This window comes from Pseudomonas sp. KUIN-1 (genome assembly GCF_009176725.1).
Taxonomy (GTDB): Bacteria; Pseudomonadota; Gammaproteobacteria; order Pseudomonadales; family Pseudomonadaceae; genus Aquipseudomonas; species Aquipseudomonas fragariae.
Genome location: NZ_AP020337.1, coordinates 1,921,092 through 1,932,834, shown reverse-complemented (window position 1 = coordinate 1,932,834; position 11,743 = coordinate 1,921,092). Strand labels below are relative to the sequence as shown.

Annotated in this window: 10 protein-coding genes; 7 read left to right on the top strand and 3 right to left on the bottom strand. The window is 59.0% G+C overall.

Going from position 1 to position 11,743, the window contains the following annotated elements; genetic code table 11:
• Window positions 1-9 precede the first annotated feature (9 nt).
• The 6 genes from KUIN1_RS09180 to fabI are packed head-to-tail and all read left to right on the top strand — an operon-like array spanning window position 10 to window position 8,214.
• The gene (locus KUIN1_RS09180; RefSeq protein ID WP_011267222.1) at window positions 10-1,839 is read left to right on the top strand and encodes an extracellular solute-binding protein; all 1,830 of its coding nucleotides are present in this window, start codon (window positions 10-12) and stop codon (window positions 1,837-1,839) included.
• Window positions 1,836-3,692 (top strand): extracellular solute-binding protein, encoded by a 1,857-nt coding sequence (locus KUIN1_RS09175; protein ID WP_104723783.1) that lies wholly within the window; start codon window positions 1,836-1,838, stop codon window positions 3,690-3,692. Before KUIN1_RS09180 ends, KUIN1_RS09175 begins: the two co-directional genes overlap by 4 nt.
• A 2-nt stretch (window positions 3,693-3,694) precedes the next feature.
• Complete coding sequence (locus KUIN1_RS09170; protein WP_002552742.1) at window positions 3,695-4,768, top strand: microcin C ABC transporter permease YejB; 1,074 nt, start codon at window positions 3,695-3,697, stop codon at window positions 4,766-4,768.
• Between the two features lies 1 nt (window position 4,769).
• Complete coding sequence (locus KUIN1_RS09165; RefSeq protein WP_003315267.1) at window positions 4,770-5,789, top strand: ABC transporter permease; 1,020 nt, start codon at window positions 4,770-4,772, stop codon at window positions 5,787-5,789.
• 1 nt (window position 5,790) lies between these two features.
• Window positions 5,791-7,401 (top strand): ABC transporter ATP-binding protein, encoded by a 1,611-nt coding sequence (locus KUIN1_RS09160; RefSeq protein WP_152091943.1) that lies wholly within the window; start codon window positions 5,791-5,793, stop codon window positions 7,399-7,401.
• An 18-nt stretch (window positions 7,402-7,419) separates the two neighbouring features.
• On the top strand, window positions 7,420-8,214 hold the full coding sequence (gene fabI / locus KUIN1_RS09155) for an enoyl-ACP reductase FabI (RefSeq protein ID WP_060409189.1): 795 nt from the start codon (window positions 7,420-7,422) through the stop codon (window positions 8,212-8,214).
• Between the two features lie 205 nt (window positions 8,215-8,419).
• Here the strand turns inward: fabI and KUIN1_RS09150 are convergent, their stop codons facing one another.
• Window positions 8,420-8,746, bottom strand: coding sequence for a nuclear transport factor 2 family protein (locus KUIN1_RS09150; protein ID WP_011267219.1), 327 nt, complete (start codon window positions 8,744-8,746; stop codon window positions 8,420-8,422).
• 89 nt (window positions 8,747-8,835) lie between these two features.
• Between KUIN1_RS09150 and KUIN1_RS09145 the strand changes: the two genes are divergently transcribed.
• Entirely contained in the window at window positions 8,836-9,165 is a 330-nt protein-coding gene (locus KUIN1_RS09145) for a winged helix-turn-helix transcriptional regulator (RefSeq protein WP_024639684.1), read from the top strand.
• A 102-nt stretch (window positions 9,166-9,267) separates the two neighbouring features.
• On the opposite strand, the gene KUIN1_RS09140 is transcribed toward KUIN1_RS09145, so the two are convergent.
• Window positions 9,268-11,151: a SurA N-terminal domain-containing protein gene (locus tag KUIN1_RS09140; protein WP_116886288.1), complete on the bottom strand. Its 1,884-nt coding sequence runs from the start codon at window positions 11,149-11,151 to the stop codon at window positions 9,268-9,270.
• Window positions 11,152-11,356: 205 nt separating this feature from the next.
• Window positions 11,357-11,629 (bottom strand): HU family DNA-binding protein, encoded by a 273-nt coding sequence (locus KUIN1_RS09135; RefSeq protein WP_002552737.1) that lies wholly within the window; start codon window positions 11,627-11,629, stop codon window positions 11,357-11,359.
• Window positions 11,630-11,743: the final 114 nt, after the last annotated feature.

The window sequence follows — 11,743 nt, the reverse complement described above, 5'->3', positions numbered from 1 at the left end:
GCCTGGATCGTGATACGTCCCTTCCTGCTAACCCTCAGCCTGGCCTTGAGCTTCTGCGCCAACGCAGCCATTACTGAAAGTCATGGTTACGCGCAGTTTGGTGTTCTCAAGTACCCGGCCAGCTTCACTCATTTCGACTGGGTCAATCCCGAGGCGCCGAAAGGTGGCACCCTGAGAATGATGGCCTTCGGCACGTTCGACACGCTCAACCCCTACACATTCAAGGGCAGCAGCCCGGTCTCGACCGGCAACTTCCTGCAATATGGCGTCAACGAGCTGAATGAACCGCTGATGGTCGGCACGGGCCAGTACGACCCGTCCGGCGATGAGCCGACCTCCAGTTACGGGCTGATCGCCCAGTCCGTGGAATACAGCGAGGACCGCAGCTGGGTGGTGTTCAACCTGCGCCCACAGGCGCGCTTCCATGACGGCAAGCCCATCACCGCCTACGACGTGGCGTTTTCCTACCGGACACTGCTCAAGGACGGTCACCCTCAATACCGCACCGCCCTGCAGGAAGTGCAGCGCGTCGACATCCTCAATCGTCATCGCATCCGCTTTGTCTTCAAGCGCTCCGGCAACCCGCTGCTGATCCTGCGCCTGGGCGAACTGCCAGTGTTGCCGCAGCATTACTGGAAAGACAGGGATTTCAAGGCGACCACCTTCGAGCCGCCGCTGGGCAGTGGTCCCTACCGCATCACCCGCGTGCAGCCGGGTCGGCAACTGGTGTTCGAGCGGGTCAAGGATTACTGGGGCAAGGACTTGCCGGTCAACCGCGGCAAATACAATTTCGACCGCGTCGAGGTCGAGTTCTACCGCGACAGCGACGTGGCGTTCGAAGCGTTCAAGGCGGGTGAATTCGACATCTACATCGAGCATCAGGCCAAGAACTGGGCCAATGGCTATGACTTCCCTGCAGTCGCCAACGGTCAGGTGATCAAGGCGCAGATTCCGCACCGCATACCGACCCAGACCCAGGGCCTGTTCATGAACACGCGGCGCGCCGCCTTCGCCGACATCCGCGTGCGCGAAGCCCTGGGGCTGCTGTTCAATTTCGAATGGACCAACCGCACGCTGTTCAGCGACGCCTATGACCGCTCGACCAGTTACTACCCCAACAGCGAATTTTCCGCGACGGGCCTGCCGACCGGGGCTGAATGGCTGCTCCTGGCGCCCTACCGTGATCAGTTGCCTGCCAGCCTGTTCACCCAGCCGTTCGCCCCGTCGAAAACCGATGGCGGCGGGATCCCGCGCGAGACCTTGCGCAAGGCCCTGAAGCTGCTTGCCGAGGCAGGCTGGACGCTCTCGGACAAGGGTTTGCTCAATGCCGACAAGCAACCTTTGCGCTTCGAGATCCTGCTGGTCAATCCCAACCTGGAACGCATTCTGCAACCCTACATCGAAGACCTGCGCCGCCTGGGAATCAATGCAGGACTGCGTACCGTCGACCGCGCCCAATACAAGCAACGCCTGGACCGTTTCGATTTCGACATGATTCTGATGACCCTGCAACAGACCCTGAGCCCCGGTCTGGAGCAGTGGCAATACTTCCATTCCAGTCAGGCCGCGATCAACGGCAGCAAGAACTACGCGGGTATCGCCAACCCCGTGGTCGATGCCCTGCTGAACAAACTGCTGGCCGCGCAGACCCGCGACGATCAGGTCGCCGCGGCGCGGGCGCTGGACCGCGTACTGCTGTCTCAGCACTACAGCATTCCCAACTGGTATCTGAACAATCATCGGCTTGCCTATCGCAACCGATTCGCCATGGTCACTACCCCGCCCTATACCCTGGGGCTGCGTGCGTGGTGGCTCAAGACTCTGGAGAAGCCCCGATGAACCCTCTGCACTCCCTGCGCTCGCAGGCAGCCGGCCTGCTGCTGGCCAGCCTCGCCTGCACGGTACAGGCTGCGCCTCAGCATGGCGTGACGCTGTACGACGAAGCGCCGAAATACCCGGCTGATTTCAAGCATTTCGACTACGTGAACCCGGATGCCCCCAAGGGCGGCACGCTGCGCCAGGCAGGCTTCGGCGGTTTCGACAGTCTCAACCCGTTCATCAACAAGGGCGTACCGGCAGACGACATTGGTCTGATCTACGACACCCTGGCCCGCGCTAGCCTGGACGAACCCTTCAGTGAATACGGGCTGGTTGCCGGCAAAATCGAGAAAGCGCCGGACAACAGCTGGGTGCGCTTCTACCTGCGGCCTGAAGCACGCTTCCATGACGGCCACCCGATCCGCGCCGAAGATGTGGAATTCAGCTTCAAGACCCTGATGGAACACGGCTCGCCCATGTACAAGGGCTACTACGCCGACGTCGATCAGGTCGTCGTCGAAGACCCGCTGCGGGTGCTGTTCAAATTCAAGCACAAGGGCAGCCGCGAAATGCCGCTGATTCTTGGCCAGTTGCCCGTGCTGCCCAAGCACTTCTGGGCCGACCGCGACTTCAGCAAAGGCAACCTGGACTTCCCGCTGGGCAGCGGGCCGTACAAGGTGGTCGATGTAAAAGCCGGGCGCTCGGTGAGTTATGAGCGGGTCAAGGATTACTGGGCAAAGGATTTGCCGATCAACAAGGGTTTCTACAACTTCGATGTACTGACCACCGACTACTACCGCGACAACACAGTAGCGCTGGAGGCCGGCAAGGCCGGGCAGTTCGACTACTGGATAGAGACCAGCGCCAAGAACTGGGCGACCGCCTACAACACCCCGGCAGTTCGCGATGGCAGGCTGGTCAAGGAAGAGCTGCCCAACGGCAACCCGACCGGTATGCAGGGGTTCGTTTTCAACTTGCGCAAACCGGTATTCCAGGACGCGCGGGTGCGCGAAGCGCTGACCTTGCTGCTGGATTTCGAGTGGACCAACAAACAGCTTTTCAACGGTGCCTACAGCCGTACCAAAAGTTATTTCGACAACTCGGAAATGGCCTCAAGCGGCCTGCCCTCTGCCGAGGAACTGAAAATCCTCGAACCGCTGCGCGGCAAGATTCCGGATCGGGTATTCACCGAGGCTTTTCAGTTACCGGTTAACGACGGCAGCGGCATGATTCGCCCACAACAACGTCGGGCATTCCAGCTGTTGCAGGAAGCGGGCTGGAAGATCGTCGACGACAAGATGGTCGACGCGCAGGGCAACCCGGTAAAACTGGAGTTTCTGATCGCCCAGACCGAGTTCGAGCGCATTCTGCTGCCTTACAAGCGCAACCTGAGTGACCTGGGTATTGAACTGGTGATCCGCCGGGCCGACGTGTCGCAATACATTAACCGCCTGCGCTCGCGGGACTACGACATGATCGTCACGGGCTATCCGCAGTCCAGCTCGCCCGGTAACGAACAGCGCGTGTACTTCGACTCCTCCAGCGCCGACAACCCGGGCAGCCGCAACTTCATGGGCCTCAAGGACCCTGCGGTGGACTCTCTCGTCAACGGCCTGATCAACGCCGACTCACGGCAAAGCCTGATCACCCATACCAAGGCGCTGGACCGCGTGCTGCTGTGGGGCTTTTACGTCGTCCCGAACTGGCACATCAAGACCTGGCGGGTGGCTTACTGGAATCACCTCGACCATCCCAAGGCCGAAGCGCTTTCCGATATCGGCCTGATGACCTGGTGGGCCAAGCCGGATGTCAAACCGGTGACCGCGACCCCGTCAGACCCTGATCAGGCCAAGCCTGCGAACGCGGAGCAATAAACATGCTGGCTTATATTCTGCGACGGCTGCTGTTGATCATCCCTACCCTGCTGGGCATCCTGATCATCAACTTCGTCATCATTCAGGCCGCCCCCGGTGGCCCGGTCGAACAGATGATCGCCAAGATCGAAGGCTTCGATGGCGCCACCAGCCGGATTGCCGGAGGCGGCGCCGAAGTATCGGTGGCAGGCTCCAACTACCGTGGCGCGCAAGGCCTGGACCCGGCACTGATCAAGGAAATCGAACGCATGTACGGTTTCGACAAGTCGGCGCCGGAACGTCTGTGGATCATGATCAAGAACTACGCCACGCTGGATTTCGGCGACAGCTTCTTTCGTGATGCCAAGGTCATCGACCTGATTGTCGAGAAGATGCCGGTGTCCATTTCCCTCGGGTTGTGGAGCACCCTGATCATGTACCTGGTGTCGATCCCGCTGGGGATTGCCAAGGCCACCCGCCACGGCAGCCAGTTCGACGTATGGACCAGTTCGGCGATCATTGTCGGCTATGCCATCCCGGCGTTCCTGTTCGCCATTCTGCTGATCGTGGTGTTTGCCGGGGGCAGTTACTTCAACTGGTTCCCGCTGCGTGGGCTGACCTCCAACAACTACGACGAACTGAGCACGCTGGGCAAGGTATTCGATTACTTCTGGCATCTGGTATTGCCGGTCACCGCGCTGGTGATCGGCAACTTTGCCACCATGACGCTGCTGACCAAGAACAGCTTTCTCGACGAAATCAGCAAGCAATACGTGACCACGGCCAAAGCCAAGGGCCTGAGCAACCACAAGGTGCTCTACGGCCATGTGTTTCGCAACGCCATGCTGCTGGTCATCGCCGGCTTCCCGTCGGCGTTCATCGGCATCTTCTTCACCGGCTCGCTGCTGGTGGAAGTGATCTTTTCGCTGGACGGCCTGGGCCTGATGAGCTTTGAAGCCGCGATCAACCGCGACTATCCGGTGGTGTTCGGCACGCTGTTCATCTTCACCCTGCTGGGGCTGGTGGTGAAGCTGATCGGTGATATCACCTACACCCTCGTGGACCCGCGCATCGACTTCGAAAGCAGGAAGCATTGATATGAAGCTGTCTCCTCTCAATCGCCGTCGCTTCGAACGCTTCAAGGCCAACAGGCGTGGCTGGTGGTCATTGTGGCTGTTCCTGATTCTGTTTGGCCTGAGCCTGGGCGCCGAACTGATCGCCAACGACAAACCGCTGGCCGTGCGTTATGACGGCAGCTGGTACTTCCCGGTATTCGAGCGTTACCCGGAAACCACCTTTGGCGGTGAATTCCCGCTGGAAGCCAACTACAAGAGCCCGTATATCAAGGAACTGCTCGCCGCGAAGGATGGCTGGACCCTGTGGGCGCCCATCCCGTTCAGCTACCAGAGCATCAACTACGACCTGAAAGTCCCTGCACCGGCGCCACCCTCCCGGGAAAACCTGCTGGGTACCGATGACCAGGGCCGTGACGTGCTGGCACGGGTGATCTACGGTTTCAGGATTTCGGTACTGTTCGCCCTGACCCTGACCATCCTCAGCTCGATCATCGGCGTCATCGCCGGTGCCTTGCAGGGCTTCTATGGCGGCTGGGTCGACCTGCTGGGCCAGCGCTTCCTCGAGGTCTGGTCGGGCCTGCCGGTACTGTATCTGCTGATCATCCTCGCCAGCTTCGTACAACCCAACTTCTGGTGGTTGCTGGGCATCATGCTGCTGTTTTCCTGGATGAGCCTGGTGGACGTGGTACGCGCCGAGTTCCTGCGTGGCCGCAATCTGGAATACGTAAGGGCCGCGCGGGCGCTGGGCATGGAAAACGGCGCGATCATGTTCCGCCATATCCTGCCCAACGCCATGGTGTCGACCATGACCTTCCTGCCGTTCATTCTCACCGGGGCCATCGGCACCCTGACGGCGCTGGACTTTCTGGGCTTCGGCCTGCCCGCCGGCTCACCGTCACTGGGCGAGCTGGTAGCGCAGGGCAAATCCAACCTGCAGGCGCCCTGGCTGGGCATCAGCGCCTTCGCTGTACTGGCCATCATGCTGAGCCTGCTGGTGTTCATCGGCGAGTCCGCCCGCGATGCTTTCGACCCAAGGAAATAAGATGAACAATGACAATCTGATCGAAATCCGCGATCTGGCGGTCGAGTTCGTGACGGGCGACTCGCGGCAACGCGTGGTCGAGAACATCAGCTTCGATATTCGTCGCGGTGAAACGCTTGCGCTGGTCGGCGAAAGCGGTTCGGGCAAGTCCGTCACCGCGCACTCGATCCTGCGCCTGCTGCCCTACCCCATCGCCAGCCACCCGAGCGGCACGATTCACTACGCGGGTGAGGACCTGCTGAAAGTGGAAGAGAAAAAACTGCGCACGATCCGTGGCAACCGGATCGCCATGATCTTCCAGGAGCCGATGACCTCGCTCAATCCGCTGCATTCGGTGGAAAAACAGATCAACGAGGTGCTGGGCCTGCACAAGGGCCTGACCGGCAAGGCGGCCACCGAGCGCACGCTGGAGCTGCTTGAACTGGTTGGCATCCCTGAGCCAAACAAGCGCCTCAAAGCGCTGCCACACGAGCTGTCAGGTGGCCAGCGTCAGCGCGTGATGATCGCCATGGCCCTGGCCAACGAACCCGAGCTGCTGATTGCCGATGAACCGACCACCGCGCTGGATGTGACGGTACAGTTGAAGATCCTCGAATTGCTCAAGCAGTTGCAGGCTCGCCTGGGTATGGCACTGCTGCTTATCAGCCACGATCTGAACGTCGTAAGGCAAATAGCCAATCGAGTATGTGTCATGCAGCGCGGTTGCATCGTCGAACAGGCATCGTGCGAAGAATTGTTCCGTTCGCCGCAACACCCTTACACCAAAGTGTTGCTCAGCGCCGAGCCCAGCGGCGGTCCTTCGACCAACCCCGCAGGTGCTCCGCTGCTTGAAATCGAGGACCTGAAAGTCTGGTTCCCGATCAAAAAAGGCCTGCTCAAGCGCACGGTCGACCACGTCAAGGCGGTGGACGGCATACGTTTCAGCCTGCCGGAAGGGCAAACACTGGGTATTGTGGGTGAAAGCGGGTCGGGCAAATCGACGCTGGGCCTGGCGATTCTTCGACTGATCGGCAGTCAGGGCACCATACGGTTCAAGGGCAACGCGCTAGAATCCCTGTCGCAACAGCAGATCCGTCCGCTGCGCAGGCAGATGCAAGTGGTTTTCCAGGACCCGTTTGGCAGTTTGAGCCCGCGCATGTCAGTGGCTGAAATCGTTGGCGAAGGCTTGCGAATCCACGGCATGGGTACGCCCGCCGAACAGCAGACGGCGATCATCGAAGCACTCAGGGAGGTTGGTCTGGACCCGGATACCCGGCACCGCTACCCTCACGAGTTCTCCGGTGGCCAACGCCAGCGGATCGCCATTGCACGTGCGCTGGTCTTGAAGCCGGCGCTGATTTTGCTGGACGAGCCGACCTCGGCCCTCGACCGGACCGTACAGCGTCAGGTCGTCGAGCTGCTTCGCTCACTGCAAACCAAGTACAACCTGACGTATTTGTTCATCAGCCATGACCTGGCTGTCGTCAAAGCGCTGAGCCACCAGTTGATGGTGGTCAAGCAAGGCCAAGTGGTCGAACAGGGTGCAGCGCAGGATATCTTCGCCGCACCGCAACATCCTTATACACAGCAGCTGCTGGAGGCCGCCTTCTTGGCGCCGGTAGCTGTCGATTAACCTGAAGAGGAACAACACATGGGTTTTCTCGCCGGTAAGCGCGTCCTGATCGTCGGTGTCGCCAGTAAACTGTCCATCGCATCCGGTATTGCCGCCGCCATGCATCGTGAAGGCGCAGAGCTTGCCTTCACCTACCAGAACGACAAACTCAAGGGTCGTGTCGAAGAGTTCGCCGCAGGCTGGGGTTCAGGCCCTGAGCTGTGCTTCCCTTGCGACGTGGCCAGCGACGAAGAGATCAACAAGGTCTTCGAAGAGCTGAGCAAGAGGTGGGACGGCCTGGACGTGATCGTTCACTCGGTGGGCTTCGCGCCTGGCGACCAGCTCGATGGCGACTTCACCGAAGCCACCACGCGCGAAGGTTTCCGCATCGCTCATGACATCAGCGCCTACAGCTTCGTGGCCCTGGCCAAGGCCGGTCGCGAAATGATGAAAGGCCGTAACGGCAGCCTGCTGACCCTGTCGTACCTGGGCGCAGAGCGCACCATGCCCAACTACAACGTCATGGGCATGGCCAAGGCCAGCCTGGAAGCCGGCGTTCGTTACCTGGCCGGCAGCCTCGGCCCGGAAGGTACTCGCGTCAATGCTGTATCGGCCGGCCCGATCCGCACCCTGGCGGCGTCAGGCATCAAGAACTTCCGCAAGATGCTGGCTGCCAACGAAGCGCAGACCCCTCTGCGCCGCAACGTCACCATCGACGAAGTCGGCAACGCCGGCGCGTTCCTGTGTTCCGACCTGGCGTCGGGCATCAGCGGTGAAATCATGTACGTCGACGGCGGCTTCAACACCACCGCGATGGGCAGCATGGACGAGTAATACGGTAAACGCCGCTCCTCGCGAGCGGCACTTTCCCGGACTTAAAAAGAAGGCCGCTCAATGAGCGGCCTTTTTGTTGTCCTGAATTATCCGACTGCTTCGCCTTGCCCTTTCACGCTTTGGCAAAAATGGATGAAACTCCACATCAGCTATGAAAATGCCCTTTCGCTGATCCGCCATATCGCTGGAACCTCTGCTGTGATCATTAACCGATTTCCAGTGCACTGATCAGTCCGTCAGTCACTGCGAAGCTGAACCTCACCACGGCAGGGCTTCCAGGAAATGTTCCGCTAAGCCTTACCTTCACGATAACCAGTCCATCGCTTTCCAGGCTCTCGACAGGCTCGACGGTATATTGATATTTGTGTTTCGCCGCTCGCTTCCACGCCTTGATCGCTTCAATCCCGCAGACCGTCACTCCCTCATCAGTGACGCGGGCGTCATGGGTGAACAGGTCCTCCAGCACGTCCACGGCTGTGCCTGCTTCGCTGGCAAAATATGCTTCAATGACCGGGTACCGAGTGATATTCATCGAGATGCCTCATTATCAAATGACGAGACACTCATGATCATCGCCAAGGGGTAACCCCACAAGAACGCACGAAAAAGTAAGTGACAGCAATGAGCCATCGAACGTTGTATACACCGGACTCTGCTGCCGAAGACGTCAACAGCGTACTCGCGCTGTTGCGCGGCAGGTGGAAACTGGTGATTTTGTTCCACCTGTTCGACGGGAAGATTCAGCGCTTTTCAGATCTCGAACGCCGAGTGACAGGCATATCGCAAAAAATGCTCGCTCAACAATTACGTAGCCTGGAAAGCGATGGGTTGGTCATTCGAACCCTCCACGACTTCAAACCCCCTCAGGTTGATTATCGCCTTACGCCATGGGGACAACGGCTTTGTCCAGTGCTGGACAGCATGCTTGGATGGTCAGAGTCTCGTGAGTGAATACGAGTCATGACTTACCCTGACGCAGGTACGTAACTGGCCCACCGCCATCCAAAAAAAGGCCGCTCAATGAGCGGCCTTCTTTGTTTGCGCGTTTCGAGATTAGAACTTCTCGATCTTCGCCTTGCTTTCCAACTGTGCACGGTACGCCGCGAAATCCTGTTGCCCCTCGCGGGAGGAGAGGAAGCGACGGTATTGCGCCTTCTCGGCGTCAGTCGGTGCAGCCGCCTGATTGACGCCATTGAGACGGACGATCACGAAGCTGCCATCCGAAGCAGTGATGCTGGCGAATTCCGGCTTGTCCTTACCTGTCGGCTTGGGCATGCGGAACAGCGTCTGCAGCACTTGAGGGTCAACCCCTTCCTGACTGCGCGTGACCGCTTCCATCACCTTCCAGTCACGACCTTCCTGCTTGGCAGCCAACGGGATCTTGCCGTCACGCAGACCGGCCAGCAGCGCCTCGCCCTTGGCCTTGGCAGCGGCCGAAGCATGTTCCTTGACCAGTTGAGCGCGAATCGAGCTGGCAACGCTCTCAAGTGGCAACTGCTGCGGCTGCAGGTGCTCTTTGGAGCGCACCACCACAACGGTTTCCGGATCCAGCTCCAGCGTATTGCTGTTGGCGCCCTCTTCCAACACTTCAGGGCTGAATGCCGACTGGATGACCGCACGGTTGGCCGTCAGGCCTTCGCCGCCTTCACGACCGAACGGTGCAGTGGTCTGAACCTTCAGGCCCAGGTCCTGTGCCGGCTGGGACAGGTCGGACGATTCGAACGCCGAGTCTTCCAGTTGCTTGGTCACTTCGACAAACTTCTGCTCGACCAGCTGCGATTTCAAATCGTTGGTCAGCTTGCCTTTCAGACTGGCAAAGCTCGGCACCGAAGGTGCTTCAACGCCCAGCAGCTTGATCAGGTGCCAGCCGAAGTCGGTGCGCACCGGCTGCGAAACCTGGTCCTTGTTCAAGGCATACAGCGCCTCTTCGAAAGCCGGGTCATAGACACCCTTGCCTGCGTAGCCCAGATCACCGCCCTTGTTCGACGAACCAGGGTCCTGCGAGTATTCCTTGGCCAGTGCCGCGAAATCCTCACCCTTGGCCAGACGCTGTTGAATTTCTTCAATCTTCGCCTTGGCCTGCTCGTCATTCAGCTTGTCGTTCACTTCGATCAGGATGTGTGCTGCACGACGCTGTTCGGACAGATTGGCGATTTCCTTCTGATAAGCCGCCTGCAAGTCCTCGTCCTTGACCTGCACCTTGTCGAAGAAGGACGACTTCTTCAATTCGATGTAGTCGAGTACGACCTGCTCAGGGCTCATGAACTCCTTGGCATGCTCGTCATAGTGAGCCTTGACTTCGTCATCGGTCACTTTGACCGCCGAGGTATCGGCAGGCAGGGTCAGCGAAGCGAAATCACGGGTCTGCTTTTCGAGGCGTGCAAAGGCTTCAACCTGTGCGTCGGTTACAAAGGCGCTGCCGGCAACACCAGCACGCACCTGACCGATGAGCATTTCCTGACCCAGCATCTGGCGGAACTGCAGACGGCTGTAGCCTAGCTGGCGAATCACCTGATCGAAACGGTCTGCGTTGAATTTGCCATCCACCTGAAACTCAGGCGTCTGCAAAAGCTGCTGATCCAGTGCCGCGTCGGAAAACGAGAACCTGGCATCCGCCGCGCCTTGCAGCAGCAGCTTGCGGTCGATCAGGCCTTTGAGGGCTGATTCGCGCAACAGTTTCTCATCCAGCATGGCCGGATCGAAATCCTTGCCCAGCTGTTGCGAGAGCTGTTGAGCCAACTGACGGCGCTGCATGTCCACGGCCTGGCTCAACTCATTCTGAGAGATGTCCTCGCCGTTGACTTCAGCTGCGTTCTGTTTGTTGCTGGTAGCGGTAAACATCGCTTCGATGCCGGTGAAGGCCATCAAGGCGATGATGAGTCCGATAATTGTCTTGGCAATCCAGCCTTGTGAATTGTCCCTGATGTTCTGCAGCATTGCGTCCCCCAAAACGGTTGTACTGACTAACCAACCGCGGAGCGTGGGTAGAAAGCGGATAGAAGAAAGGCGCATCCGAGGATGCGCCTTCTCGTAACTGACGAAGCGGTAGGGCTCGAACCCTTCGGTGTCGCAACCGAATGCACCACCGCTCCGCTACTGGATCAGGACAGGCCCGATCCAGCGGGCAAAGGCATAGAGAGGCTTAGTTGACAGCTTCTTTAAGGGCTTTACCGGCTTTGAAACCTGGTTTCTTGGCAGCAGCGATTTCCAGCGTCTTGCCAGTCTGAGGGTTGCGACCGATGCGAGCGGGACGATCAGTCACGGAGAACGTACCAAAGCCAACCAAAACAACCGAGTCGCCAGCCTTCAGAGCGCCAGTGACGGATTCGATCACTGCGTCCAGCGCACGGCCAGCAGCAGCTTTCGGGATATCAGCAGATGCAGCGATAGCATCAATCAGTTCCGACTTGTTCACTCTAAGTCCCCTTATCTCTATATTGAGTATGTTTCTAAGTTTTAGGTGTTAAGCAAAACGAGCGCTGGAAGGCTTGCCGGTGATTGCTTTAAAGAGCCGCTTTATAACAAGGGC